This is a genomic window from Mangrovimonas sp. DI 80, from assembly GCF_001975575.1.
Lineage (GTDB): Bacteria > Bacteroidota > Bacteroidia > Flavobacteriales > Flavobacteriaceae > Mangrovimonas_A > Mangrovimonas_A xylaniphaga.
Genome location: NZ_MSDT01000002.1, coordinates 356,782 through 383,096 on the forward strand (window position 1 = coordinate 356,782; position 26,315 = coordinate 383,096).

Below are 26,315 nucleotides of genomic sequence, written 5' to 3' on the forward strand. Positions count from 1 at the left end.
TAAAATTAGAGTCCTTCTGACAGGCCTCTCAATGTTTTAGCAGCACTTTCAGCTGTAATATCACGCTGTGGACTTGCAAACATTTCATAACCCACCATGAATTTCTTCACGGTTGCACTGCGCAACAACGGCGGATAAAAACTCATGTGCCAATGCCAATGCTCATTAGCTTCGCCATTGGTAGGCGCTTGGTGAATCCCACTAGAGTATGGGAAAGAACAGTTGAACAACTTATCATAAACTTTGGTCAATACCGAAATGGCTTCGGCAAACAACAAGGTTTCTTCCTGAGCCATGTCACCAATACTCTTTTGAGATGTTTTAGGCACAATCATCGCTTCATAAGGCCACACTGCCCAAAACGGAATCAATACAACGAAAGCTTTGTTTTCAAAAATGATACGCTCTTTAAGTTCCAATTCTTGCTTTAAGTAATCTGAAAGCAAGGTTCTGTTATGCGCTTTGAAATACTCCAATTGGCGAGCATCCTTCTTAACCACTTCGTTTGGCAAAGAAGACTGGCTCCAAATCTGCCCATGAGGATGCGGATTGCTACACCCCATAATGGCTCCCTTGTTCTCAAAAATCTGCACGTAGTTGATGTGCGGCTCATTTCCCAAAGAAGCATATTCTGCCTGCCAAATATGCACAACTTTTTCAATTCCCTCTACGCTCATTTGCGCCAAACTTTTGGAGTGATCTGGACTGAAACAAATCACCTTACAAATGCCCTGCTCACTTTGCGCCTGTAACAGACCTTCGTTTACAGTGAATTCCTTGGAGTCACTTTGCAAGGCCGAAAAATCATTGGTAAATACAAAAACGTCATTGTAAGACGGGTTCACTTCTCCATTGGCCCTAACATTTCCGGCACACAAATAACAACTTTCGTCATAGCTTGGACGCACATCTGGAGTCGTTTCTTCCTGTTGCCCTTGCCAAGGTCTTTTAGCACGATGCGGAGATACCAAAACCCATTCTCCAGTTAGGATATTTAATCGTTTATGTGAATAATCATGTATATCTGAGTTCATCTTATTTTGATTTTAGTTTATTAAATGTGTTCCTTGAGACAGTTTTACAAAGTGTACACTGCAGTCAATCCCAAAGGTATTTTTATAGTTTTCGGTAACCGTTTTGGCATAGTTTTCCAAAGCATCTTTTTTAACAATATTGATGGTACAGCCACCAAAACCGCCTCCCATCATTCTAGCACCAGCCACACTTGGATGCGCTTTGGCCTGTTCTACCAAAAAGTCCAATTCGTCACAACTAATTTTGAATTGGTGCTGCATACCTTGGTGGGCTTCCAAAAGGAAAGCTCCCAACTGCTCCACATCGTTTTCTTCGATGGCTTTGGCAAATTTCATCACCCTGTCATTCTCCTGAACCACATACAATGCCTTTTGATAATCGGCTTCGGAAAGTTGTGATTTGACTTTCAACAAATCTTCTTCGGTAGCATCACGTAAAAAAGGAACTTCAAGTAGTTGCGCTACATATTCGCACACTTGGCGTCTATCGTTATACTCATTTTCCACCAAATTGTGGCTCACGTTGGAATTGATAAGCATCAATTCATAATCCTTAAAATCTATAGGATAGGATGTTGCGGTTTGGGTTCTACAATCCAACAACAAGGCTTGATTTTCTTCTCCAAACATACTGGCAAACTGGTCCATAATTCCACAGCGTACACCTACATAATTATGCTCCGCCTTTTGGGATACCAAAATCATTTCGTGCTTTGTAAGCCCCAGACCAAACAATTCATTCAATCCAAATGCGATGCTGTTTTCTAATGCTGCGGAAGAGGATAAACCTGCCCCATTAGGAACATCGCCCCCAAAAACCACATTGAAAGGAGGCACTTCAATGCCTTTCTTTTGCAACTCGCCAACGACGCCCAAAATGTAATTTCTCCAGTTCCCTTTTGGAATAGCCTCAACCTCATCCAATGTAAACTCAAACTGCTCCTTTAAATCATAAGCTACTGCCGAGCAAGTTTCCGAATCACTTTTTCCAATGGCCGTGATAATGCCTTTATCAATGGCTGCCGGAAACACAAAGCCTTCATTATAGTCGGTGTGTTCTCCTATTAAATTTATCCTTCCCGGAGAACTTACCATTAAATAATTGTCTCCAAACTTTTCTTTAAAAGTGTCCTGTATTGCCGTAATCAATTCTGTATTCATCTATCCAATCTTTTGTATGTTCCAACTTAAATTATATCGTTCCTGAGGTTGCAAAACCTGTAAACCCATCGCGCTATTGAAGCTATTGGCAGGACCTGTTTGCGGTTCTATGGCCATAGACTTTCTTCCGGGAGGCGTATATACCTGCAAATAATTTTCTTTTGAAGTGGTTGCAATTGCAATGTGATAATCCGGTGTTTTAAAACCAACGGTGGTATCTCCTAAAAGAAAGCAATCGTCAAACTGCTGCTCGCCTATTTGTAATTCTGAAGGTAATTGCAATGCTTCCTTTTCCACAGGAATCATAAATTCGTCTACTTTCAGCTTTCCTTTGCAGTCCATTATAAGGTGACTTTCCCAAAGATTTTTGGACTCAAAATAGGGATGCCAACCCAAGGTGAATGGAAAGGATTGATTGCCTATATTTTCTACATCAACAGTCAATGTCAATTCGGAATTGCTAACTGCATATGTTAGCTCCACGGAATACAAAAACGGAAATCCTTCTTGAGGAGCAGCTTGCTCACACCTCATTGTTACCGTAGCTTTTTCACTAGTAACCTCTTGATTAACCACCTCAAATTCTTTGTCATAAATCAAACCATGGATGGCATTATTGGGGTCTACCTCTCCTTTTTTCAATTGATAGGTTTGTCCCTCAAAAGTGTATTGTCCTTTGGCTATTCTATTGGCGAAAGGAAACAAAACGGACGATGCAAACGGCAAAGCGCCTTCGTTGGAAATAATCTTTGCGCCTTCCAATTCCAGCACATCCAAACTCCCGCCCGACTTCAAATTGACCAATGCCAACAAGGCTTTATCAGCATTTCTAATTTCCAAAACGCTAGCCGAGTTCTCCTTTATATGCTCTACTGTAAACATCTTGACTGTTATTTATAATGATTTTCTTATGATTAACCTTCTGGTGTTTTCTATGTTCTCTTTTTCATTTTTAAGGATCATTTCCGCCAAACGTTTGCCCATTTCCTTAAAATCGGTAGAAATGGTCGTAATACCGCCTTCCACAATTTCCTTAAGCAAGGTTTCATTATAGGAAATCACCCCAACATCTTTACCCACTTCCATTTGAAGTTCCTTTAGCTTTTTAATAAGCACAATTAAATGTTGATCATCCAGCACCAAATACACCTCTCCCCGTTCTATGGTTTTCTTCTCAAAAGTTTGAATGACTTCACAGGGTATTTCAGCAACTTCAGCAAACTCTTGAAAGCCTTTCAAAATGCCTTTCGGCTGTTTGGTTTCAGAATAAAGCAACACCAACTTGTGATACTTTTGAAGCTGTTCTTTGATTTCCATCAAACTATCAAAAATGTCTTTTTCAAAATTCTGATGAATAGAAGGATAGCTTCGTAATTCTTTTGGCAATTGATCTAAAATATAAACTTTGTCCTCTGGCAAAATATCAATTACAGCCTCAGTTCCTATCAAATTTGCAGGCATGATGACATAATAATGATAGCTGCCCAAACTATCTTGAATCAATTTTGAAAAGACCTCATAACTGAAATGGTGAAAGAAAATTTCCACTTGAATGCCTTCGTCAAGATTGTTCACAAAGGCATTGTACAAATCTTCCTTAAAAGCATTTAGCTCGTCAAACAGCAAAAACACTTTTTGGGAAACGTTGATATTTTCGCTTTTGATGTAATAGCCCTTCCCAGACACCGACTCTACAATACCTCTTCGCTTCAATTCATTGAAAGCCATCATCACCGTATCTCGAGAAAGATCAAACTTGTTTCGCACACTATTTATAGAGGGCAAACGGTCGCCTTTCTTTAAAAGACCCGCCGCCAAAGCATCTTCTACCGAAGACACAATCTGCTTGTACTTAGGAATTCCTATATGATCTTTAACCGATATCAAACTCATAGACCGCAAAGATACAAAAACTGGTAGGTACTGGTATGGTATTTTAAGACAAATTTTGTAATTTAGCAGAAATTCAATCACTCAATTACCAATAATACAATCACTTATCTTTAAAATTACGACAATGATAAAAAATGCCCTACACATACTCTTGACATTATCTATTGTTTTGGCAAGCTGTTCCTCAAGTGATTCCAACGATGACAATACAGACGACGGCATTATCACTCCTCCAGAAAATGAGACTTTTTACTATGGTGCCGATTTATCCTACGTGAATGAAATGGAAGATTGCGGTGCGGTTTACAAAAACAGCGACGGTCAAACCCAAGACCCTTTCACGATTTTCAAAAATGCAGGAACCAATTTGGTCAGGGTTCGACTTTGGCATAACCCAACTTGGACCAATTACTCCAATTTAGAGGATGTTACATCCACTATACAACGCGCAAAATCACAGGGCATGGACGTTCTATTGGATTTCCATTATTCAGACACTTGGGCAGATCCCTCGACACAGGAAATCCCAGCTGCTTGGTTGAACGAGATAGACAATACCACTACTCTAGGAGAGTTGGTTTATAACTACACCTACAATACACTTGAAACCTTATCCAACTTGAATTTACTCCCAGAAATTGTACAGATAGGCAATGAAATCAACCCCATGATTCTACAACACGGTGATTTGATTTGGCCCATAGATTGGAATAGAAATTCCTATTTATTAAATAAAGGGATTGCTGCCGTTAGAGCAATTTCTGAAACAAAAGAAAAAGAGATTGGCGTGATGCTACATATCGCTCAACCCGAAAACGCCTTGTGGTGGTTTGAACAAGCTACCCAAAACGGCGTTACCGATTTCGACTGGATTGGATTGTCATATTACCCTATTTGGTCTGAGTACACACTTAACAATGTATCAACTCCATTGAACACCCTCATCAACACTTATAACAAACGCTTGATGATTGTTGAAACCGCTTATCCTTTTACTTTAACCAACGCCGATAGCGCGAATAATATTTTAGGTGAAGACGCAATAATTTTAGGCTATCCTGCAACACAACAAGGACAATTGGATTACCTCAATCAATTAACAAGCATCATAGAAAATGTTGGAGGCGAAGGACTCATTTATTGGGAACCAGCTTGGGTATCTACCAACTGCTCAACATTATGGGGACAAGGCTCTCATTGGGACAACGCCACACTTTTTGACCATGACAACAAAGCCACATTGGGCATGCAGTTTTACAATCATTAATACACTTTCAAAATGAAATCCAGCATCAAACATATATCGCTCATTCTCCTAGCCTTAGTATTCCAAATATCTATTAAGGCACAGACGAGAGATGTTATCACCTTGAGAAACGGATGGAAATTCAGTAAAGGGCATCACCCTGAAGCTGTTTCCCCGGAGTACAATGACAATTCCTGGGAAGAAGTTACCGTACCACATGACTGGGCTATTTACGGTCCTTTTGATAAGGAAATCGACAAACAAGTAGTCGCTATTGAACAAAATGGCGAAACCGTAGCTACTGAAAAAACAGGGCGCACCGGCTCCCTCCCCTATATTGGAGAAGCTTGGTATCGAACCTCATTTACCCTTCCAAATGCTGACCAAAACAAAAAAGTATTGATTGCCTTTGAAGGCGCTATGAGCGAACCGGAAGTCTTTATCAACGGCACCAAAGTAGGCGAATGGAAATACGGCTACGCTTATTTTTACTTTGACATTTCCGACTACATTTCCAATTCAAAAACGAACACACTTGCTGTAAAACTCAGCAATAAGGGACTATCCTCCAGATGGTACCCAGGTGCCGGCTTATACCGAAAAGTTCAAATCATTGTAAAAGACAAACAGAGCATTGACCATTGGGGCACATACATTACAACTCCAATGATTACAGACCAAATGGCCAAAGTAAATATCAAAACAAAAGTTTCTGGAGCACAACTGCGCTTGGTAACCGATATTTTAGACGCCAACGGAAACACTGTTGCCTCAAACACTTCCGAAACTTTATATGGCAATGAATTTGACCAAAATATTGCTTTGGAACACCCCAACTTATGGAGCCCCGAAACCCCTTATTTATATACTGCCGTATCCAAATTATACGCGAGAGATATTCTTAAAGATGAAATCACCACCCGATTTGGAGTGAGAAGAATCCAATACGATCGCAATACTGGATTTAGCCTAAATGGTGAAATCACCAAATTTAAAGGCGTTTGTTTACACCATGATTTAGGGCCATTGGGAGCCGCTGTGAACACTTCTGCCTTAAGACGACAATTGCGAATTTTAAAAGATATGGGATGCAACGCCATTAGGAGTTCCCACAACATGCCATCTATGGAACAATTGGAACTTTGTGACGAAATGGGCTTTATGTTTTTAGCGGAAAGTTTTGACGAATGGAAAAAACCAAAAGTTGAAAACGGCTATAATCTCTATTTTGATGATTACGCAGAAAAAGACGTGGTGAATTTAGTAAGAGCCACCAGGAACCATCCCTCGATCGTCATGTGGAGTTCTGGAAACGAAGTGCCGGACCAATGGGGTTCGGAGGGTGTAAAACGCGCCAAGTGGTTACAGGATATTTTTCATAGAGAAGACCCAACACGCCCTGTCACGGTTGGAATGGACCAAGTAAAAGCCGTTATGGAAAATGGCTTTGGAGCCATCATGGACATTCCTGGATTAAACTATCGTGTACACCTTTATGAAGAAGCTTACGAAACCTTTCCTCAAGGGTTTATTTTAGGATCTGAAACCGCTTCCACCGTGAGTTCTCGGGGTATTTACAAATTTCCAGTAGAAATTGCCAGCATGAAAACCTACCCAGATTTTCAATCTTCTTCCTACGATTTGGAATATTGCAGCTGGTCCAATTTGCCTGACGACGATTTTGTACTTCAGGATGACAAGCCTTGGGTCATTGGAGAATTTGTTTGGACCGGTTTTGACTATTTGGGAGAACCCACGCCCTACGATGAAGCCTGGCCTTCCCGTAGTTCCTATTTCGGCATTAATGATTTGGCCGGTTTACCCAAAGACCGTTACTATCTTTACCGAAGCAGATGGAACATAGAAGACGAAACGTTGCACATACTCCCTCACTGGAATTGGGAAGGGCGAGAAGGAGAAACTACACCGGTATTTGTGTATACGAGTTATGACAGTGCCGAATTATTCCTTAACGGAAAAAGCCTAGGAATTCAAAAAAAGGATTCCTCAACACACCAAAACCGATACCGTTTAATGTGGAAAGATGTCAAATACCAACCAGGCACCTTAAAAGTTGTAGCTCTTGATAAACATGGAAACGCTGCTGCGGAAAAAGAAATTAAAACGGCAGGCAAGCCTTATCAATTAATTTTAGAGCCCGATGTAAAAACCATCAAAGCCAACGGTGAGGACATCACTTTTGTAACTGTATCTGTTGTAGACAAAAATGGCATTCCATGCCCTACCGCTACCAATCAATTAGAGTTCAAAGTAAAAGGCAAAGGCTCCTACCGTGCAGCCTGTAATGGCGATGCTACTTCGCTTGAGCCATTTCATTTACCAACCATGAAATTATTCAGTGGAAAATTGGTTGTCTTGGTACAATCCACAACCCAAGCTGGAGACATCGAATTAACGGTAAGTGGAAAAGGTTTAAAAACAGGAAAAATAAAGCTAAAATCATATTAACATTCAAAATTAAATAAACGACTAAAAAAACACCAAAATCACTTACTTCCTGGTTTTCACTATCTTTATTAAATAAGTAATCAATTTTAAATTTATCAAAGGAATTAGTTACAACAAGTTTAAAACAAGAGTTACTTAATCAAAAAGCGGTGTATAGGTCAATTAAATTTATATCAATCTATATTCTTTTTGGAGCAATATCCTGCACCAAAACCCAAAAATCTAACACCTTACCAGAATCACAGACCAATCACAACAAAGCCCCCAACAACCATGTAATTATTTCTGGTAGAGCGGATGACATTGAGGCATTAGATTTTTTAAACATAATCGACGGCACTTATTATTTCGGAAAAAATGAAGGAGATACACTAAATAAAACTGGAGATTCAGTTGTCTTGCTTTTAAACAATATAAGAAAATCGCAAATTTCAGATTTTACAGCCAATAGCAATACAAACCTTTACAAAACAAAACTATTTCTAAATCCAGGCGATTCTATCCATTTTACAATTAATAATGGAAATTTAAAGTTTTTTGGACCGAATTCCGAATTAAACAATTTCTACCATAACCTTTACAAAGAAACACCCTCTTATAAAAACAATCCTTACTATTCAGATATCTACTCGTACAAAGAAAACACCATATCAATATATAATGAAAAAATCAAGTAATTAAAAAATTACGTACAAGACAATAAAATTAAATCCTCAAAAACTATTGAATTTATTATGGATGATTTGAGACAAGAGTATCTGTATGAATTAATGAATCCAAGATCAAAATTCAGACAATTAGACAACATTAATATGTCAATGTACGCCCCCGAAATGATAGATGGGATAAAATATTTGATATCAAAGGAGTTTGGAGGAAAAGAAAACTTTTTTTCCTATGATGATTATTTTAACAATGTAACCTTAAAAGACATTAATAGACCCGATCTAGTTTCCAACATTTTCTTCCGGCAAAACCTAGGCCTTTATATTAGAAATTATTTTGAAAAGTCTGATTATCCAGATTATTCAAAAGAAAAATTCCTAGCAGAGAAAATATTTATCGAAGAAAACCTTCATCCCGATTTATGGAATTTAGCTATTAATGACATGATATTAGATTACTACAGAAAAGGGTTTGGTCATGATATAATTAGTGCAAATTTCATGATTAATTTAATAGACTCTTATGAAGATGATATAACTAGCAGCGATAACGAATTTCTACTCGAAATAAAAGAAGACCTAAAATCCTTTAATGCAATGTTGCCCGAATCAGCCCTAGAATCAAAAATGATTAACCAATTAGGAGACACCACAACATTGAAAAAAATATTTCAACGCTCAAAGAAAAGAATTAAAGTTCTAGACTTCTGGGCTAGTTGGTGCCCTCCTTGCGTGAACCAAATTGAAGAATCAAAAGATTTTAGAGATCGTCTTACCGTAGAAAATAATGTTGAGTGGATCTACCTATCAATTGACGAGGATAAGGAAAAATGGTCAAACAAGTCAAATGATTTGAAAAATTCATTAAACTTTCGAAATAATTTCTATCTCCTTAACGGAAAGAATTCTTCTTTAGCTAGGTATTTAAAAGTTAGCTGGATACCTAGATACATAATTTTAAACCATCAAAATAAAATCACTTCAAACAATGCGCCTCACCCAAATTCCAACGGAAATTTTGAAGCCATAATAAATGACACTAAAAGTTCTAATTATTAATTATCTTGAAAAAATCATGAAATAATCACACCATCACTCATAGTGATAATTCGGTCTGTCTTCTTTGCAAAATCCTCATCATGGGTAACAATCAAAAGAGATAGACCTTGTTCATCGCAAAGCTGCTTGAACACATTGAATACATTTTCAGAATTGTGACTATCTAAATTTCCCGTAGGCTCATCACCCAAAATAATAGACGGATTATTGATTAAAGCCCTGGCAATGGCAACGCGCTGTTTTTCACCCCCAGAAATTCTAGAGGCTCTTTTATCCGCCAAATGCCCTATATTAAGGATTTCCAACTTGTTTCTAGCATCGTGTTCGATTTCTTCCAAAGACTTCTCACCAAGTTTTTTGGCTGGCAACATAACATTCTCTAAAACCGAAAACTCAGACAACAAATAATGAAACTGAAATACAAAGCCAATGTGCTTATTTCTTAAGTAGGATAACTTGTTATGATGTTGTCCAGTCACCAATTCATTGTTCAGATAAAGCTCTCCTTCATATTCCGTATCCATAGTTGATAGGATATACAACAAAGTTGACTTTCCACAGCCAGATTTCCCGATAATAGACGTGAATTCCCCCTTCTTTATAGACATATTGATATCCTTCAGCACATGAAACAACACCGGCTTCCTAAAGTATTTATTGATATTTTTTGTCTCAAGAACTGTACTCATTACTGACCTCTAATTATTTTAACCGGATCTATCTTTTTAGCCTTTCGGGATGGCAAATAACCCGCAAAAAAGGTAGAGACTAACGCGAAAGTGATTCCGATGACATAAAACCAAGGATCGAAATTCACGGGAAAGGTCTTAATGGTTGGGAGCGCTTCAGTTTCAAACGGCAGGGTATCGATCAAACTTGTAAGCCCAAATCCAACAAGCAACCCCAACAAACCACCAACCAAACCAATAATCAGCGCCTGACACATAAAAATATATTGCACATCCTTCCCTGAAAATCCAGTTGCCTTTAAAATGGCGATGTCATTCATCTTTTCATAAATAAACATGTTTAAGATATTGTAAATTCCAAAACCAGCCACAATTAAGAGCGCAATAGAAACCGCATAGGTAATTAAATTCCGAATGGAGGTACCCGTCTCAAACTGGGCATTGGCTGTTTTGATATCCACCGCTTTTAAACCAAATTGATTTTCCATTTCTTGAGCCATACTATAAGCCTCCTCAATATTGTAAAGCTTCACATTGATATCGGTGATATAATTTTCGGCTTCCCCTAAAATACGCTGGACCGTTTTAATGGTCGCGAAACTTTGAATGTCGTCCACCTCTGCCAAGCCACTTTGATAAATCCCAACAATTTTCAAAGGGAATACATCTCCTTTGATCGTACTAACCTGAATTTTGTCTCCCAGTTTTAGAGACATCTTTTTGGCAATTCCAGAACCCAATAAAATACCATTATCTACCTTGTGTAAATCTTCGTGACTTCCCTTTACCACATAATTTTGAAAGTCGAATAAACGTGCTTCTTCCAGAGGTTCTACCCCTCTCAAATTCCCACCAAGCTCAATAGAACCTGAAATATAAAATATATTGGATTTTATTTGCGGAATAGCACCTTTCACCCTTTTATCCTTGTTGATATAGGCCATAATCGGCAGGGCATTGTGAATCTTTTTTTGGCTTTGCTTCGGTTTTATGGAATGGACTACCTTAAAACTATTCTCCAAAGTTTCATAGGCTGCAATGGGCTGTTCTTTAGAGGGCTCAATTTCGCTATAGATATGGATATGTGGGGTTTGATTCAAAATCAAGCCATCCAACATTTTATTCAAACCTGTCATAAAACACACCAAAGTAATATAGGCACCAATGCCAAAAGTAACCCCAAGTGCTGCCACGGAAGTCTGTTTGATCTTACTCAGCAGATGCGTTTTCGCAATGGCCAATATGACCTTCCAGTTAATTGCCATCTGGTTTGTATATCGCCGTATCGGCATCTATGCCCTCCAAAATTTCCACAGATTCAAGATTTTCCAGACCAGTTTTTACAGCAACAAGGCCGTTATCTGTTTTGACTTCTCCCTTATCTGTTAAATAAGACTTTGGAATGGTAAGTACCGCTTCCTTTTCCCTAATGATAATATTAGCTTCACCAGACAATCCAGAGTACAACTTCTTAGGTAGACGATCAAATTCCGCTTCAACTGTGAATGTTTGGTTCCGCAAATCCTTTTTTGGCAAAATTTTAGACACGCTAGCCTCAAAAACCTCACCTTTATAGGCATCCAAACTCACAATGACCTTTTGTCCCAATTCTATTTTCACAATATCCACCTCATCCACCAACATTTCAATCACAAAATCATCGGAGCTCCCAATAGAAGCCATCGGCTCCATTGTTGTGACAATCTCCCCCTTGTTTTTATAAAGCGCGTACACCATGCCGTTTATTTCACTTTTAATGGTGAAATCCGTGGTATTGATTAGGGAAGTTTTATAATTATTTTCAGCCTGCTTTAGGGCTGTTTGCAATTCATTTTTGGTACGATCATACCTACTTTGCAGCAATTGCAAGTTATTTTTTGAAAGTTGGTAATTAAGTTCCTTGGTATCATACTCCAATTTTGAGCCAATATTCTGTTCCCAAAGATTTTTTTGCCTGAAAAAATTAATGGAATCATTCTTATATTTCAATTGCGCAGCCGCAATTTCCTCCTTAATCCCCAGTAATACAGCAGCACTTCCATTGTAGTTGTCCCTTGCCAAATCGAGAGCCAATTTCGCATTTCGAGAATTTAACTCAGGTGCATTGTTGGTTATTTGAATGATTATATCCCCCTTAGAAACTTTCTGCCCTTCTTCCACCAAATTGTCTTCCAAAATACCAGAAACAATAGCATATGCCTCATACAGGCTGTCCGGTTGAATGACTACAGAAGAGTACACTGCCTCGGTAAGATCTTGCTTTTTGGGAAGCGTTTTTTCGTCATCGCTCCCGCAAGACACCAAAAGACAGGCACCTAAAAAGAAACATATTGCTTTCATAGCTCATAATTTCCAATTCTAAAATATACTAATAATTGGTGGGATAAAATGATTTAAATCATTAGGAAGAGAATGCAAATAAAAAAAGCTTCTCATTTCTGAGAAGCTTTTTGCTTATTGTGCGGGCGGGGAGACTCGAACTCCCACACCTCGCGGCACTAGATCCTAAGTTTATTAGGGCCATTTATACGAAAACCCCCCATTTTTAAAGAGCTCACAAACAGTTTATTACAAACCCAAAAAAGCAAAATATACACGTTTACATACTCGTTTACATACACGTTTTTAGAGCAAAAACACACAAAAAACAGAAGCTATTTTTGCCTTCAAAAATGCTTTTAACAATCGCAAAATCATTCACTTGACATAATATTTACTTAGTGAATATTCATCTGTATAATTCTCCCTTGTCTGGTCCCGACAAATATTACAACCATCACCTTTATCTAACTGCATTGGAATTATATTTGATTTAATTAAATTCCTAAAAGGGAATTGTCCAAAATTACCCCCTAATGAATCGCGAAAATGACTTAATTTAATCAATTCCACATAAATCAACACCGCAGCAGCAAAAGATAAGAATGGTAAACTCCCTAATTTTTCTTCAACACCCTCATCAATATTTAATCCACTAGAACAAATTAACTTACCCTCTATTTTCTTAGACTTAAAACTACAAGCAATACATCTCTCAATAAAAGGCATATGCCTAAAGAAATTGACCGTCCAATTATTAGATGTTGTAGCTGCAAGAGTAATTGGAGGCTCATTGTTTTGAATCGTCGACCATATATTTCTTTCGTTTGCAAAACAAAGAAGTACATCAGGGTATTCAATTTCAGTTTCTTTGCTTTCTCTGAACTTAATAAAGTCATTATAATCTCCATCAAAAGCAATCCCCCTTATCCCTTCATGATTCTCCAAAACCCTTTCACATAAATCCACTTTTTTCAATTTTTGATTACCCAACACATCTTCTGCATTAAATACCAACGAACTGCTTGTATTAGATACCTCTACACAATCATAATCTATTATATGTACATTGCATGAGCATTCAGCTACCGAAAGCAAATAATCAAAATTTGAACCAACCGCTCCTGCTCCTACTTGCCAAATATTTCCAAAATTCATGGAATTAAGAATAACTGGGTTTTTTAAATCACTTGGATTCCTTGAACTATCAAAATCAAATAACGTCATCCAATACTGGAAGGATTCCTTCTTTGCCAACCCAAGATAGACTTCAAATACAATTGAATTAATCATTGCAGCAGCATATGCTGCACCATGTAGCTGAGTTGAGTCCTTTGTAATGGAATTACTCTTAACTCCATAGCCTATTCCAGCAATCCACTCATTCGAATCAACCCAAAATTTATCATGCCCATCAAAATCACCTCCCCCAACATCTATTATAATATCGCAAGATTCATGCTCAACTTTATCAAATAAGAAATCCCCATAGGGATCCGCACCCTTCATTGTCTCTGTTAATAGCTCTTTTAACCGAATACCACCTCTACTTTTTAAGACACAATCAACATCAATCAACTCAACAGTAATCCTCCTACACCACCTTGACATGATATTCAAAAGAACCAAAGACAAAACCTGAACAGAATATTTCGACTCATTGCCAATCTTTATTCCAATTCGTTTAGCGGAAGGACCAAGCAAAACTCCTTCAATCCTATTGGACCTATCGTTTCTTTTATGATACCATTCTTCCTTATTCATATTTAACTCCTCCATCCCTTCTTAAATCGATTAAATTTGCTTTAAAATCCGAGACCTCGAAATGTTCATCCACATATCCATCTGTTAACCTGTAAAAATTTCCATTTTGAAAACGGTGAACTCCACAAGTTCTCAATGGCATCATTCCATTTTCACAATAACTTGGTACAACAATTGAAATCATTCCATCATTCTTAAATGGCGCCCATTCATCATCACCCTCTGAATGGCCTACCCAATCTTCAGGATGAGAATGAACTTGACCAATATGTATTACATCCAGATTAGAAAGCTCCTTTACGTAGTAAAAATTTTCCATAGGTAAAATTGTCACTCTTCGCTCATCAGAATCCGTTTCAGGAGCAATAACTGTATTTATAATAAAAGTATTTTCACAAATTGTGCCCGCCCAAAAAACAAACCCTTCATTTGAAGGCTTTAAATTCCCATATTCAGATAAAACTTTTTCAGTAAAACTGATAACATTTGAACTTATTTTATACAAAAAATTGTCTTTTGGAGCTATCCTTTTAAACAATTCCTCTTGCTTATTCCATCCTTCCTCCATTATAATATCTTTCATTACTTATCCTTGAATAAATTACTTTCAAAATTTCACAAATAGTCGTTAAAGAACCTGTCTTAGGATTGTCTCTCCAATTAGTCATAGACCAATCTCCGTGAGGACCTTGCTTTGGACTATAAGTTCTATATGCTTTTCTAGAACACGGATTACAGATGAAAGGAGGATTCCTTTTATGAAAAAAACTATCCCTACCATTGGGATAAGCTTTTCTTGTCCCTTCTTCACCTGTATCAGGATCCAAAAATTCCAATATCAAAGGGTATTCGGGATAATCCTCAAACACCACTTTCAATATAAATAGCTCATTGTCGATTGGAGACTTCATTTTCACAGTAAAAGATTGGTTAGGCTCATCAATATCACTGATGAGCCAACCGCACTTTTTAGCATAGTCTCTACAAGCATCCAATTCCCTATTTACTTTTCTAAGTGAAATGCTTTTAGCTACACTCATACTGCTTGTCCAAAGTCTATAAAAACAAGGACATCACCATCCTCTATCTTATAACTAACCAAAGTCCTTTCAGCTTTTAATGCTTGCGTAGGATTTTTATCCATTCGTAGTTCATAAGAGCCATTATTCGCAAATTTGAAATGACTAACTGTTGCTGAAATAACTTCAGATATTTTTGAGGTTTTCGAAAAAGTAGTCTCCCATTTTCCTTTGGGAGTATTAATTACGATAGATAGGGTATTTCTTTCCATCCGTTCTAAAATTTAAAATTTATAAATTATTTTCTCGCCTCCTTCGGAAGAGGCATTTTGAGGTCGCATCATTTCCAAAAAACGGAATGACACTTTTAAGAATGAATAAATTTAAACCGCAGCTTTAAAGGTTTTGAAATTCAACAACAACCAAGCAGAGGACTGAAAGATTTGTATTTATGAAGTTTTTTAGTATTTTTGTAGTCGCGAAACCATAGAACACTATCATCGGGTTGCGAGCCCTTTGATTAACTTCTAAATCAAATCAGGTAATTACTACCTGGTTTTTTTTTGCTCTGATTCTACCATAAAGTAAAATCTTAACAAAGATATAAAAAAAACCAAATAACAAACAAATTAATTAAACGAAAATTAATTACGCTTGTCTAACAAGCATTTTTGATAATTTTTGCTTGTTTAACAAACAATTTGAACGGATTTCCTTGTTAATTACAAAAATAAGACGTATATTTGTAACATATAATATTTATATGAATAGCAAAACTGAGTTTCTATATCGGACTATTGGAATGAACATTAAGAGAATCCGTAAAGAAAACAAACTTGGCCAACAAGGTTTAGCTGACAAAATTTCTTTAAGCCGGTCCTCCCTTTCTAACATCGAAACTGGAACCTACCAGCCTTCGATTATTACTATCTATGAAATCGCAGAAGCCTTAAATTGCAAATTAAATCAATTATTGCCCTCCATAGAACGCTTCAAAGTATATGAAAATATAGAAGATGAATTCAAGGAAGCCTACAACAACATCCCTCAAGAGGTAAGCCCCAAAGCCTTCAAATTTATCGAGGACCTAATAAAAAAGGAGTCAAAATAACTTTTTCGTTAGTTTATAAACCCTATCTAAGTAGCACAATTTTAAAATAATTTTAAAATGTACAGTTATAGCCAAATTGAAAGATTAGCATATGAAACTCTATTGAATTTCAACTTGCTTCAAGCCCCTATTGATTTATATGATCTAGCGAATAAATTATCTATTTCAATAGAATCGCAATTTTTAGACAATGATATTTCTGGTTTCCTCTTAAAAAAAGACGAGAAAACAATAATTGGCTTGAACAAAAACCACCCCAAAGTTCGTCAAAGATTTACGATTGCTCATGAAATAGGACATTTTAAGCTTCATAACTCTGACAGCCCTCTTTTTATCGACTATTTTTATAAAGGGTCAATATTGAGACCTAAAAATGTTGATAAAATTTATAGAAGAAACAAAAATGGAAACAATCCTTTAATGGAAAAGCAAGCAAATTTTTTTGCCGCTAATCTGTTAATGCCAAAAAAATTAATTGAAAAAGAAATTCTAGAATTAAGTGAAAATTTGGACTATGACGATAAATTAAAGCGTTTATCCGAAAAATTTAAAGTTAGCGAAATTGCAATGGATTATAGATTAAAAGCTCTAGGCCACTACGATTATGGCTTCTAATTAATTCGCAAAGCATAAATTCGAAACAAATGAAAAGGGCTAATTCTAATGTGAATTAGCCCTTTTCATTTTCAAAAAATTATTTTTTAAAAGCAAATTCTAACCAAAAAACAAAGTGAATTAATTTTCATTGCTTTCTCTAAAAAATTGAAATAACTCTCAAATATACACGTTTACATACTCGTTTACATACACATTTACTAGATTTACTAGATTTTGAGAAATAAAAAAAGGCTTTACAATTTGTAAAGCCTTGATTTTCTTATTGTGCGGGCGGGGAGACTCGAACTCCCACACCTCGCGGCACTAGATCCTAAGTCTAGCGTGTCTACCAATTCCACCACGCCCGCAATAAGTCTTAGTTTCGGGATGCAAATATATAAATAACTTTGAATATACAAACCTTTCTTTCAAGAAAAAATCGCTCTGCTTTTTGTATTTTTGAATCAAATTCAAATTTAATTATGGAAAACATTCAATCTTACGTGAATCAGCATAAAGACCGTTTTCTAAGTGAGCTCATAGAACTCCTTAAAATTCCGTCAATTAGCGCAGATTCCGCATACAAAAAAGACGTACTAAGTACTGCCGAAGCTGTAAAAACACAATTGGAGGCAGCCGGTTGCGATTTAGTAGAAATTTGTGAGACCAATGGCTATCCTATTGTTTACGGAGAAAAAATAATTGATAAAAACTTGCCAACCGTACTTGTTTACGGTCACTACGACGTGCAACCACCAGACCCATTAGAGTTATGGACCTCCCCTCCTTTTGAACCGGTTATCAAACCTACCGAGCTTCATCCAGAAGGTGCCATTTTTGCAAGAGGTGCCTGCGACGACAAAGGCCAAATGTACATGCACGTGAAGGCTATGGAGTTTATGACCAATACCAATCAGTTGCCTTGTAATGTAAAATTCATGATTGAAGGTGAAGAGGAAGTTGGAAGTGAAAACCTAGGAGATTTTGTAAAGGCCAATCACGAAAAATTGAAAAACGACGTGATTTTAATTTCCGATACGGGAATGATTGCCAAAGATGTGCCGTCCATCACAACTGGACTTCGCGGTTTGAGTTATGTTGAAGTTGAAGTTACCGGTCCAAACAGAGATTTACACTCAGGTTTATATGGTGGCGCGGTGGCCAACCCCATCAACGTGCTTACCAAAATGATTGCCTCGATTCATGACGACAACAACCATATTAACATTCCTGGGTTTTACGACAAGGTTGAAGAACTGAGCAAAGAGGAACGTGCCCAAATGGCTAAAGCTCCGTTTTCTTTGGAAAACTATAAAAAAGCTTTGGACATCGATGCTGTTTATGGAGAAGAAGGCTACACAACCAATGAACGTAATTCCATCAGACCTACCCTAGACGTGAACGGAATTTGGGGTGGTTATATTGGTGAAGGTGCTAAAACGGTTATTGCTAGTAAAGCTTACGCTAAAATCTCCATGCGATTGGTACCAAACCAAGACTGGAAAGAAATCACAGACCTATTCAAAACCCATTTTGAAAGCATTGCTCCTGCTGGTGTAAAAGTAAAAGTGACGCCACATCACGGTGGTCAAGGTTATGTAACGCCTATTGACAGCATTGGCTATCAAGCGGCCAGTAAAGCTTATAGCGATACTTTTGGAAAAACGCCAATTCCACAACGCAGCGGCGGAAGTATTCCTATTGTAGCTTTGTTTGAACAGGAGCTGAAAAGCAAGACCATTTTGATGGGCTTTGGTTTAGACAGTGATGCCATCCACTCTCCTAATGAACATTTTGGAGTTTGGAATTACCTAAAAGGCATTGAAACCATTCCGTTGTTCTACAAATATTTCACAGAACTTTCTAAATAACACTAAAAAAGGTCTAAACTGAATTTAAAGTTTAGACCTTTTTGTTTTTGAGGATATATTATATCTTAAAAATTGGGATCAAAAAACAACTTACATTTACCTTCATAGCTGCGCCATCTGACCAATCAACTCAAAAACAGATATTCCCGCTAAAATTCAACCTTCACTTTTGTAACATTTCTATACTTTTCACGTTCTAATAGTCTATCAATCAAAATCAAACACGTTATGTTAAAAAAATTTTTCATCATCTGTTCAGGCGCCGATGGCGATATTTTGGAAACCTGCTCTTCGGGTGAGCAAAACAAATATGCCGGTATTGGTGCTACGGTATTTTTCACGGCAGTTATGGCTTTTATTGCTTCGACTTATGCCCTTTTCACTGTATTCGACAATCTCTTTGCTTCCATTTTCTTTGGCCTCATCTGGGGTTTGCTCATTTTTAATCTGGACCGCTTTATTGTGTCGACCATCAAAAAAAGAAACAGTGCTGTTGACGAGTTCCTTCAGGCCACCCCAAGAATAATTTTGGCCATCATTATTGCTGTAGTGATTTCAAAACCATTGGAACTAAAAATATTTGAAAAGGAAATCAATCAAGTATTATTGGAGCAGAAGAATACCTTGACTCTCAACAACCAAAACCAAATTGCAGAACAGTACACTCCAAAAATCACGGCGTTGGAAAGTTCTATTAACAATCTGCAGCAGCAAATTACCAGCAAAGAAAAGGAGGTAAATGCGCTTTACGATACCTACATCTCCGAAGCTGAAGGAACAGCGGGTACCAAACTTTTAGGGAAAGGTCCTGTGTATAAAGAAAAACGAGAAAAGCACGATGCCGCGTTGGCAGAATTACAGCAGCTTAAAACCGATAATGCAAATAAAATTTCAAATTTAGAATCGGAAATTGCACTGCTAAAAAGCAATTACAACAGCCAAGTCAGCGACTCGCAACCCATCATCGATGGCTTTGATGGCCTGATGGCAAGAGTGAATGCCTTAGGAGAACTTCCATGGCTGCCTTCCTTTTTTATCTTCTTACTGTTTTTGGCCATAGAAACGGCTCCTATTTTTGCCAAACTCATTTCCCCTAAAGGCGAATATGATTTCAAACTGGAAGATGCCGAAACTGCCATTAAATCCTGGGTAACGCAAAAGGTCAACGAGCGCTCCATGTTATTGCAAACGGACAAAGCCATTAACAATAAAGTATACAGCGACATTGCCGAAGAGGAAGAACTCTACACCTACAAGCGTAAAAAAGCTAGGGAATTGATGCAATTACAGGCCGACGCCTTTTTCAAGCATCAAAAGAAAACCCTAAGCTAATTAAGCTACCGCAGATTGTTCCGATTTAAAGTGATTGTACAAACCCTCGCACCCCATTCCTATTATGGAAAGGTTTTTCCCTTTGTCCAATGCTTCATTGTGCAATTTCACCAAGGCTTGAATACCATATTTATCAATTTCCTCAACACCCTCGATACTTAAGGTCATGGTATTGATTCTTTCAAAAATATTGTGAAATTCTGAATGGAATAAGTGAACGGTTCTTTTGGTAAGAGCTCCTTTAACTTTAAAGAAGTTGTTGCAACTAGTAATTCTTAGACTCATAACAATTAGGTTTTAAAAGGTTAAAAAATAAACTGGGGCTATTAATCAGTTGACTCACAGGTAAATATCAAAAATTAAAACCTAACCATCTATTATTTTCGACCAAATGCAACAACTTTAGACAACAGGAAAATGACAAACTAAAGCCATTATTTTTACATTAACATATTGTAAATCAATATTTTCTATCAGGATAAAAAAAAGTTACAGACATCGATAATTGTTTATCAGAAATAAGCTCAGAAATCAATTTACCAGTGGCCGTCCCCATGGTCCAGCCCATCATGGCATGTCCGGTAGCTATGGTTAAATTGTGGCATTTTGAAGATTTGCCAATATAAGGTAAACCATCAGGAGTTACCGGCCTTAAACCCGAGGCCGCCTCCTGTATTTCAGTCTTGGTTAGACTAATATTAGGATAGTATTGACGAACAGCCTTAGCAATTGCATTGGCCCGAACTTCATTTACATGATTATTGATTCCCGCAATCTCCATCGTACCAGCAAAACGCGTAAACCCATTCATAGGTGTAACGGCCACTTTGGATTCTACCAATATGGTTGGAATTCCAATTCCTGTCTCCCTAGAGGTATTGATACGATAGCCTTTCCCTGCCTGAAGCAACATGTTCAGTCCTATTTTTTTAGTTAACAAGGGGCTCCAAGAACCTGCAGCTAAAACAAATTCATCAGCTTTTAGACTTTGGTTTGAAGTATGAATCTGGGTGATTTTTAATCCAGACAAAGTGACGTCCTCAACCTTTTCATTCAACAAAAAGGCAACACCAACTTTACTCAAATAAGTTTTCATCTCAGTCATAAATTCATGAGGCGTACTATGCGAATCGCATTTATAATAAGTCCCTCCAATGACATTCATCTCAACATTGGGCTCTAAAGATTTCAGTTCCTCCATACTAATTTCGGAAGCATCCAATCCTTCCTTTTTTGCCATCTGTGCCATATGGATTTCTTCTTCCAACATCCTTTCCGTTTGGCACAACATCAACAAGCCTTTATGTTCCAATTGAAATGTAAATCCTTCGGAAGCTTTAAGCTCTTTATAAAGCTCCTGACTCAACAAAGAAATTTTCTTGATAACTGGAATTGCCTTTTGAACATGTCTTGAATTACAGCTTTTATTGAAAGCATAGGCCCACTTGAGAAAATCGAAATCCAATCGCGGTTTGATATAAAGCGGACTTGCAGGATCCAACATCCATTTTAAGCCTTGCTTCATAACACCTGGGGCAGACAACGGCACAATATGGCTTGGAGACAGATACCCCGCATTAACATATGAAGCACCTCCGTCCATATTGGATTGATCAACCACCGTCACTTGATGCCCTTCCTTATGGAGATAGTATGCAGAACACAGCCCTATAATACCACCTCCGATAACAATCACCTTTTTGCTCATTGCCTACTATTTAAATCACTTGAAACCCCAGAGCATATGGATCATCCTCTGGATCTATTACAATGGTATTATACCCAAAAACTTTTGCCCATCCCTTAATACTTGGAACTATCCCTAATTTTCCATGAAACGGAACCTCCTCTTCAATACGCCCAATAAATGTACTCCCTATAAAGCTCTCATGAATATAATCTTCACCTGCCTTCAATTTACCTTTAGCATACAATTGCGCCATTCTGGCCGAAGTTCCAGTTCCGCAAGGGCTTCTATCAATAGCCTTATCACCATAAAACACAGCACTTCTTCCCGAGGAACCAGAATCTATAGGACTCCCAGTCCATAACACATGAGTAACATCTCTAATCGTAGCATCTTCTGGATGTACAAAACTATCAGGGTACAACTCATTGATTCGTTGTCTAATCACTTTAGAAAATTGAATAATTTCTGCTCCGGAATAATCCTGAACTCCAAAAAAGTTCTTTTGCGGATCAATAATTGCGTAGAAATTTCCGCCATAAGCCACATCAAAAATCAAGGTCCCCAATGTTGGGCACTCTACTTCTAAACCTTCAGCAGCCAAATAACTCGTAACATTGGTCAACTTTACCCAATCTACTTTTTCGCCATTTTTCCCATATTCGATATGAATTACTCCCGCAGGAGCTTCCATTTTAATAACCCCTTCTGTTTTAGGCATAACCAAACCTTCCTGAATAGCTACCGTTATGGTGCCAATGGTTCCGTGGCCACACATGGGCAAGCACCCTGAAGTTTCAATAAAAATAATTCCAAAGTCGTTAGTGAGGTCATGTGGTGGATACAACAAACTACCGCTCATCATATCATGCCCGCGAGGTTCAAACATCAATCCTTTGCGGATCCAATCAAATTCCTTCAAAAAATGTTGACGCATTTCACTCATAGAATTCCCTTTCAGGGTCGGCGCCCCTTCTTTAATAACCCTAACCGGATTGCCACAAGTATGGGCATCGATACACGCAAAAATATGTTTACTCATATCTTCCTTGGCGTTACTTGGAGTTTTGCTTCCCTGTTTTGGTCTTTTCTATATAATGGTTCACCCGACTTTCTAAAATAGCCAAAGTAACGGTTCCCTGCTCCAATATGACTTCATGAAAATCACGAATGTTGAACTTAGTCCCCAATTCGGCTTCTGCCTTATGACGAAGCTCCCTTATTTTAAGTTCACCAATTTTATAGGACAAGGCTTGGCCTGGCCAAGAAATGTAACGATCGGTTTCGGTGTTGATTTCGTGCAACGACAATGCAGTATTAGTTGCCATAAATTCCATCACTTGTTCCCTCGTCCAACCTTTGGCATGGATCCCTGTATCGACCACCAATCTGCAGGCACGCCACATTTCATAGGTCAATTTTCCAAATTCCTCGTATGGCGTAGTGTAAATGCCCATCTCATCAGCCAAGTATTCCGAATACAATCCCCAACCTTCTCCATAAGCGGACAGGTACAAATTCCTTCTAAACTTTGGAATACTATCTCCCAATTCATTGTTCAAACTGCCCTGCAAATGATGCCCTGGAACCGCTTCATGAGCCGTAAGAGCCGGAAGTGTATACAAAGTTCTACTAGGTAAATCATAGGTGTTTACCCAATAATATCCGGGATCTGTGCTTTCTTTTGAGGTGCCAATATAACGCCCCGTGGTGTATTTTGGGGCAATAGCATCGGGCACTGGAGCCACGCCATAGGGTTTTCTTGGCAAGGTTTTAAAATACCTCGGCAATTGCGCATCGATCCGCTTGGCCATATCACGGGCAATCATCAACAACTCTCTTGGTGTTTTGGCATAAAATTGCGAGTCGGTTCTTAAAAATTTCAAAAAGTCGGCAAAGCTTCCTTTATAATTCAAGTCTGAAATAATTTGCTCCATTTCTGCCGTAATTCTAGCTACTTCACTCAATCCTATTTCATGGATATCATCTGCTGTATATTCAGTGCTTGTAGTGTAATAATTGATTCTATTTTGGTAAAAAGCTTGGCCATTGGGCGTTTCGGACACCCCTAAAGTAGTTCTCGTAGCCGGAAAATATTCGGTTTCAAAAAAGGTCTTGATACGTTTGAATTCGGGAATTACATTAGTTTCAATAGCCGTTTGAGCTGCTCTCAACACTGAATCCTTTTGCTGTGCTGTTAAACCATGTGGTAAATTTTTAAAGGGCGAATAATAATAACTATCCTCAAAATTCTCAACAATATTATCATCATAGGTAGACTCATATCCCTTAAAAATCACCAATGGTTGCGACACCCCCTTTTTCAATCCTTCCCGAAGATTGTCAAAATGTTGATCTACAAACTCGGGAATCGCATTCAGCCTATTTAAGTAATCCATTACCTGTTCGTAATTAGTCAACGGTCTTACTTCGTAGGTTAAATTGGAGTGAAATCCCGTATCGGAAAGTAAGGGATTGAGGTACTGCTCAAATTCATAATAATCTATAATATCCTGAAGTTCGAAACTCAGCAATTCTGCCGAAATTCGATCTGTTTCACTCAAACCTGAAACATCCAATGCCTTTAATTCCTCAAGTTGTGATTTGGCAAATTCAGCCTCGGCTTGATAGTACGTTTTAGTATAGAGCCCAAGGGGATATGTTTTTTCGTCATAGCCCTTATGATCTTCGTAGTGTTTAATAATCGTATCCAGCTCTTGTTTGGCTTTTGGAACTTGAGTCAATGTACTTGATTCTTTTTGGCATCCCAAAAGAGCAAGTATTAAAATGAGGCTGATATATTTACAATTCATACTATAATTTGCTTTTGGTTTGGATATTATTGACAAGTCTAGAAATATTCAAAGGGTTATCATTCTTCAATTCATCGGGCAACAATTGATCTGGCCAGTTCTGAAAGCAAAACGGACGCACCCAACGCTTGATGGAATTCACACCCACAGCTGTAAATCGGCTATCGGTAGAGGCTGGAAAAGGTCCGCCATGCACCATAGACGGACAAACCTCAACTCCGGTTGGCACACCGTTATAAATTAAACGCCCTACCCTGTTTTGTAAAGCTGAAATGATCTGTGGATATTCAGCCGCCTCTCCATCCTCTGCAATCAAAGTAGCCGTTAGCTGTCCTTCCAACTTTAGAATCAATTTTTCCAATTGCTCAATATGTTCACATTGCACCACCATTGTAAATGGGCCAAATACCTCTTGATGTAAGGTAGGATTTTCTAAAAAAACCTTACCATCAACAGTGGTTACCGTTTGTTGCGCATAATTAACCTGAACCTCATCAGCATAATTTGCAGTCACCTTTAAACCATCTTGCTGTATTGCCGATTCTTTATTCCTATCGTAAGCCCCCTTTATATTGGGATGCAACATACATGAAGGTTCAATTTTTAAAATTTCTTCAGAAAGCGTCTCGATGAAATGGTTCAATCCGGAACTTTTAATTCCTAAAATCAAACCTGGGTTGGTACAAAACTGTCCTGTTCCCAAAGTCACCGAATTGGCATAGGTTTTCGCCAAACTTTCAGCTCTTTCCTCCAATGCCTGAGGCAACAACACGACCGGATTAATACTGCCCATTTCAGCAAACACCGGAATTGGTTCGGGACGTTTGGACGCCAAATCAAACAAAGCGCGACCTCCTTTGATACTGCCTGTAAAACCGACAGCTTTTACCTGTGGATGCTCCACTAATTGCACACCAACTTCAATTCCGCTGCTGTTTAAATTTGAAAATACACCATTGGGCATTCCTGTTTTTTCGGCAGCCATAATCACCGCTGAAGCCACCAATTCTCCAGTTCCAGAATGCATAGGATGGGATTTTACAATCACCGGACATCCTGCCGCCAAAGCCGCAGCTGTATCGCCTCCCGCTGTTGAATACGCCAAAGGAAAATTACTGGCTCCAAATACTACCACAGGTCCAATAGGCACCAACATTTTTCGTAAATCAGGTTTAGGGTTTGGCGTTCTATCCGGGATGGCGGTATCTATGGAAGCCTCCACCCAACTGCCTTCTTTCAACAAATCTGCAAAAGAACGCAATTGCCAAATGGTTCGTGCGCGTTCTCCCTCAGCTCTGCCTTTTGGCAACCCCGATTCGGAGCAATACATTTCAATGAGTTCCTCACCCAAATCCAGAATTTCATCGGCAATAACATCTAAAAACTCAGCTTTTCTAAGACCGGAAATGTTTCTATAAGCTTTAAAAGCTTCGGAAGCCAATGTTACTGCTCGGTCAATTTCTTGAGTTGTCGCTTCGGTAAATTCAACGGGATTTTCAATATTGAGCTGCGGATTGAAAGTTTTGTAATTTGTTTCACCTTCCGCCGAAAGTTGATTTCCTATATAGTTTTTTCCTGTAATCATT

Annotated in this window: 24 protein-coding genes and 1 tRNA gene; 8 read left to right on the plus strand and 17 right to left on the minus strand. The window is 38.1% G+C overall.

Going from position 1 to position 26,315, the window contains the following annotated elements:
• Nucleotides 1–5 precede the first annotated feature (5 nt).
• The 4 genes from BKM32_RS02185 to BKM32_RS02200 are packed head-to-tail and all read right to left on the minus strand — an operon-like array spanning nucleotide 6 to nucleotide 4,088.
• Nucleotides 6–1,034: a UDP-glucose--hexose-1-phosphate uridylyltransferase gene (locus BKM32_RS02185; RefSeq protein WP_076662361.1), complete on the minus strand. Its 1,029-nt coding sequence runs from the start codon at nucleotides 1,032–1,034 to the stop codon at nucleotides 6–8.
• 12 nt (nucleotides 1,035–1,046) lie between these two features.
• On the minus strand, nucleotides 1,047–2,195 hold the full coding sequence (galK, locus tag BKM32_RS16430) for a galactokinase (RefSeq protein WP_076662362.1): 1,149 nt from the start codon (nucleotides 2,193–2,195) through the stop codon (nucleotides 1,047–1,049).
• The gene (locus tag BKM32_RS16435) at nucleotides 2,196–3,077 is read right to left on the minus strand and encodes an aldose 1-epimerase (RefSeq protein ID WP_076662363.1); all 882 of its coding nucleotides are present in this window, start codon (nucleotides 3,075–3,077) and stop codon (nucleotides 2,196–2,198) included.
• Between the two features lie 12 nt (nucleotides 3,078–3,089).
• The gene (locus BKM32_RS02200; RefSeq protein WP_076662364.1) at nucleotides 3,090–4,088 is read right to left on the minus strand and encodes a GntR family transcriptional regulator; all 999 of its coding nucleotides are present in this window, start codon (nucleotides 4,086–4,088) and stop codon (nucleotides 3,090–3,092) included.
• Nucleotides 4,089–4,212: 124 nt separating this feature from the next.
• On the opposite strand from BKM32_RS02200, the gene BKM32_RS02205 reads away from it, so the two are divergent.
• The 4 genes from BKM32_RS02205 (at nucleotide 4,213) to BKM32_RS02220 (ending at nucleotide 9,527) form a co-directional block, all read left to right on the plus strand.
• On the plus strand, nucleotides 4,213–5,355 hold the full coding sequence (locus BKM32_RS02205) for an arabinogalactan endo-1,4-beta-galactosidase (protein ID WP_076662365.1): 1,143 nt from the start codon (nucleotides 4,213–4,215) through the stop codon (nucleotides 5,353–5,355).
• 12 nt (nucleotides 5,356–5,367) lie between these two features.
• Complete coding sequence (locus tag BKM32_RS02210) at nucleotides 5,368–7,803, plus strand: DUF4982 domain-containing protein (protein ID WP_076662366.1); 2,436 nt, start codon at nucleotides 5,368–5,370, stop codon at nucleotides 7,801–7,803.
• A 149-nt stretch (nucleotides 7,804–7,952) separates the two neighbouring features.
• Complete coding sequence (locus BKM32_RS02215) at nucleotides 7,953–8,480, plus strand: hypothetical protein (RefSeq protein ID WP_076662367.1); 528 nt, start codon at nucleotides 7,953–7,955, stop codon at nucleotides 8,478–8,480.
• A gap of 57 nt (nucleotides 8,481–8,537) precedes the next feature.
• Nucleotides 8,538–9,527 carry a thioredoxin family protein gene (locus tag BKM32_RS02220; protein ID WP_076662368.1) on the plus strand — a complete coding sequence of 330 codons (990 nt, stop codon included), beginning with the start codon at nucleotides 8,538–8,540 and terminating at the stop codon, nucleotides 9,525–9,527.
• A gap of 14 nt (nucleotides 9,528–9,541) precedes the next feature.
• On the opposite strand, the gene BKM32_RS02225 is transcribed toward BKM32_RS02220, so the two are convergent.
• The 7 genes from BKM32_RS02225 to BKM32_RS02255 all read right to left on the minus strand — a co-directional run bounded on the left by BKM32_RS02225 (nucleotide 9,542) and on the right by BKM32_RS02255 (nucleotide 15,590).
• Nucleotides 9,542–10,216: an ABC transporter ATP-binding protein gene (locus BKM32_RS02225; protein ID WP_053976189.1), complete on the minus strand. Its 675-nt coding sequence runs from the start codon at nucleotides 10,214–10,216 to the stop codon at nucleotides 9,542–9,544.
• Complete coding sequence (locus BKM32_RS02230; RefSeq protein ID WP_076662369.1) at nucleotides 10,216–11,481, minus strand: ABC transporter permease; 1,266 nt, start codon at nucleotides 11,479–11,481, stop codon at nucleotides 10,216–10,218. The genes BKM32_RS02225 and BKM32_RS02230 overlap by 1 nt, the downstream gene beginning before the upstream one ends.
• The gene (locus tag BKM32_RS02235) at nucleotides 11,471–12,556 is read right to left on the minus strand and encodes an efflux RND transporter periplasmic adaptor subunit (RefSeq protein ID WP_076662370.1); all 1,086 of its coding nucleotides are present in this window, start codon (nucleotides 12,554–12,556) and stop codon (nucleotides 11,471–11,473) included. Before BKM32_RS02235 ends, BKM32_RS02230 begins: the two co-directional genes overlap by 11 nt.
• Before the next feature lie 357 nt (nucleotides 12,557–12,913).
• Nucleotides 12,914–14,299: a ThiF family adenylyltransferase gene (locus BKM32_RS02240; protein WP_171971842.1), complete on the minus strand. Its 1,386-nt coding sequence runs from the start codon at nucleotides 14,297–14,299 to the stop codon at nucleotides 12,914–12,916.
• Entirely contained in the window at nucleotides 14,292–14,882 is a 591-nt protein-coding gene (locus BKM32_RS02245) for a Mov34/MPN/PAD-1 family protein (RefSeq protein ID WP_076662372.1), read from the minus strand. The genes BKM32_RS02240 and BKM32_RS02245 overlap by 8 nt, the downstream gene beginning before the upstream one ends.
• Nucleotides 14,848–15,339, minus strand: a complete 492-nt coding sequence (locus BKM32_RS02250; protein ID WP_076662373.1) for a hypothetical protein — start codon at nucleotides 15,337–15,339, stop codon at nucleotides 14,848–14,850. The genes BKM32_RS02245 and BKM32_RS02250 overlap by 35 nt, the downstream gene beginning before the upstream one ends.
• Nucleotides 15,336–15,590: a hypothetical protein gene (locus tag BKM32_RS02255; protein WP_076662374.1), complete on the minus strand. Its 255-nt coding sequence runs from the start codon at nucleotides 15,588–15,590 to the stop codon at nucleotides 15,336–15,338. The genes BKM32_RS02250 and BKM32_RS02255 overlap by 4 nt, the downstream gene beginning before the upstream one ends.
• Nucleotides 15,591–16,081: 491 nt before the next feature.
• Here BKM32_RS02255 and BKM32_RS02260 point away from each other — a divergent pair, with 491 nt between their 5' ends.
• Entirely contained in the window at nucleotides 16,082–16,429 is a 348-nt protein-coding gene (locus BKM32_RS02260) for a helix-turn-helix transcriptional regulator (protein ID WP_076662375.1), read from the plus strand.
• A gap of 57 nt (nucleotides 16,430–16,486) precedes the next feature.
• The gene (locus tag BKM32_RS02265; protein ID WP_076662376.1) at nucleotides 16,487–17,044 is read left to right on the plus strand and encodes an ImmA/IrrE family metallo-endopeptidase; all 558 of its coding nucleotides are present in this window, start codon (nucleotides 16,487–16,489) and stop codon (nucleotides 17,042–17,044) included.
• 268 nt (nucleotides 17,045–17,312) lie between these two features.
• Here the strand turns inward: BKM32_RS02265 and BKM32_RS02270 are convergent.
• A tRNA-Leu gene (locus BKM32_RS02270) sits at nucleotides 17,313–17,394 on the minus strand.
• A gap of 114 nt (nucleotides 17,395–17,508) precedes the next feature.
• On the opposite strand from BKM32_RS02270, the gene BKM32_RS02275 reads away from it, so the two are divergent.
• Entirely contained in the window at nucleotides 17,509–18,897 is a 1,389-nt protein-coding gene (locus tag BKM32_RS02275) for a dipeptidase (RefSeq protein WP_076662377.1), read from the plus strand.
• A 228-nt stretch (nucleotides 18,898–19,125) separates the two neighbouring features.
• Complete coding sequence (locus BKM32_RS02280) at nucleotides 19,126–20,229, plus strand: DUF4407 domain-containing protein (protein ID WP_076662378.1); 1,104 nt, start codon at nucleotides 19,126–19,128, stop codon at nucleotides 20,227–20,229.
• Here BKM32_RS02280 and BKM32_RS02285 read toward each other — a convergent pair whose 3' ends face one another.
• From BKM32_RS02285 to BKM32_RS02305, 5 genes are all read right to left on the minus strand, one after another.
• A complete protein-coding gene (locus BKM32_RS02285) occupies nucleotides 20,230–20,514 on the minus strand; it encodes a lipid asymmetry maintenance protein MlaB (RefSeq protein WP_053976194.1) in 285 nt (94 codons plus the stop codon).
• Between the two features lie 175 nt (nucleotides 20,515–20,689).
• Nucleotides 20,690–21,937, minus strand: coding sequence for an FAD-binding oxidoreductase (locus BKM32_RS02290; RefSeq protein WP_076662379.1), 1,248 nt, complete (start codon nucleotides 21,935–21,937; stop codon nucleotides 20,690–20,692).
• A 10-nt stretch (nucleotides 21,938–21,947) separates the two neighbouring features.
• Entirely contained in the window at nucleotides 21,948–22,958 is a 1,011-nt protein-coding gene (locus BKM32_RS02295) for a 4-hydroxyproline epimerase (RefSeq protein ID WP_076662380.1), read from the minus strand.
• 13 nt (nucleotides 22,959–22,971) lie between these two features.
• Nucleotides 22,972–24,729 carry a DUF885 family protein gene (locus BKM32_RS02300; RefSeq protein WP_076662381.1) on the minus strand — a complete coding sequence of 586 codons (1,758 nt, stop codon included), beginning with the start codon at nucleotides 24,727–24,729 and terminating at the stop codon, nucleotides 22,972–22,974.
• A 1-nt stretch (nucleotide 24,730) separates the two neighbouring features.
• On the minus strand, nucleotides 24,731–26,314 hold the full coding sequence (locus tag BKM32_RS02305; RefSeq protein WP_076662382.1) for an aldehyde dehydrogenase (NADP(+)): 1,584 nt from the start codon (nucleotides 26,312–26,314) through the stop codon (nucleotides 24,731–24,733).
• Between the last annotated feature and the right edge of the window lies 1 nt (nucleotide 26,315).

Bases quoted from the DNA above. Each gene is read 5' to 3' on its own strand.
- BKM32_RS02280 (WP_076662378.1), top strand. From the start codon at position 19,126: ATGTTAAAAAAATTTTTCATCATCTGTTCAGGCGCCGATGGCGATATT.
- BKM32_RS02275 (WP_076662377.1), top strand. From the start codon at position 17,509: ATGGAAAACATTCAATCTTACGTGAATCAGCATAAAGACCGTTTTCTA.
- BKM32_RS02305 (WP_076662382.1), bottom strand. From the start codon at position 26,314: ATGATTACAGGAAAAAACTATATAGGAAATCAACTTTCGGCGGAAGGT.
- BKM32_RS02260 (WP_076662375.1), top strand. From the start codon at position 16,082: ATGAATAGCAAAACTGAGTTTCTATATCGGACTATTGGAATGAACATT.
- BKM32_RS02295 (WP_076662380.1), bottom strand. From the start codon at position 22,958: ATGAGTAAACATATTTTTGCGTGTATCGATGCCCATACTTGTGGCAAT.
- BKM32_RS02205 (WP_076662365.1), top strand. From the start codon at position 4,213: ATGATAAAAAATGCCCTACACATACTCTTGACATTATCTATTGTTTTG.
- BKM32_RS02300 (WP_076662381.1), bottom strand. From the start codon at position 24,729: ATGAATTGTAAATATATCAGCCTCATTTTAATACTTGCTCTTTTGGGA.
- BKM32_RS02285 (WP_053976194.1), bottom strand. From the start codon at position 20,514: ATGAGTCTAAGAATTACTAGTTGCAACAACTTCTTTAAAGTTAAAGGA.
- BKM32_RS02250 (WP_076662373.1), bottom strand. From the start codon at position 15,339: ATGAGTGTAGCTAAAAGCATTTCACTTAGAAAAGTAAATAGGGAATTG.
- galK (WP_076662362.1), bottom strand. From the start codon at position 2,195: ATGAATACAGAATTGATTACGGCAATACAGGACACTTTTAAAGAAAAG.
- BKM32_RS02230 (WP_076662369.1), bottom strand. From the start codon at position 11,481: ATGGCAATTAACTGGAAGGTCATATTGGCCATTGCGAAAACGCATCTG.
- BKM32_RS02225 (WP_053976189.1), bottom strand. From the start codon at position 10,216: ATGAGTACAGTTCTTGAGACAAAAAATATCAATAAATACTTTAGGAAG.
- BKM32_RS02240 (WP_171971842.1), bottom strand. From the start codon at position 14,299: ATGAATAAGGAAGAATGGTATCATAAAAGAAACGATAGGTCCAATAGG.
- BKM32_RS02210 (WP_076662366.1), top strand. From the start codon at position 5,368: ATGAAATCCAGCATCAAACATATATCGCTCATTCTCCTAGCCTTAGTA.
- BKM32_RS02290 (WP_076662379.1), bottom strand. From the start codon at position 21,937: ATGAGCAAAAAGGTGATTGTTATCGGAGGTGGTATTATAGGGCTGTGT.
- BKM32_RS02235 (WP_076662370.1), bottom strand. From the start codon at position 12,556: ATGAAAGCAATATGTTTCTTTTTAGGTGCCTGTCTTTTGGTGTCTTGC.
- BKM32_RS16435 (WP_076662363.1), bottom strand. From the start codon at position 3,077: ATGTTTACAGTAGAGCATATAAAGGAGAACTCGGCTAGCGTTTTGGAA.
- BKM32_RS02255 (WP_076662374.1), bottom strand. From the start codon at position 15,590: ATGGAAAGAAATACCCTATCTATCGTAATTAATACTCCCAAAGGAAAA.
- BKM32_RS02220 (WP_076662368.1), top strand. From the start codon at position 8,538: ATGGATGATTTGAGACAAGAGTATCTGTATGAATTAATGAATCCAAGA.
- BKM32_RS02265 (WP_076662376.1), top strand. From the start codon at position 16,487: ATGTACAGTTATAGCCAAATTGAAAGATTAGCATATGAAACTCTATTG.
- BKM32_RS02245 (WP_076662372.1), bottom strand. From the start codon at position 14,882: ATGAAAGATATTATAATGGAGGAAGGATGGAATAAGCAAGAGGAATTG.
- BKM32_RS02185 (WP_076662361.1), bottom strand. From the start codon at position 1,034: ATGAACTCAGATATACATGATTATTCACATAAACGATTAAATATCCTA.
- BKM32_RS02200 (WP_076662364.1), bottom strand. From the start codon at position 4,088: ATGAGTTTGATATCGGTTAAAGATCATATAGGAATTCCTAAGTACAAG.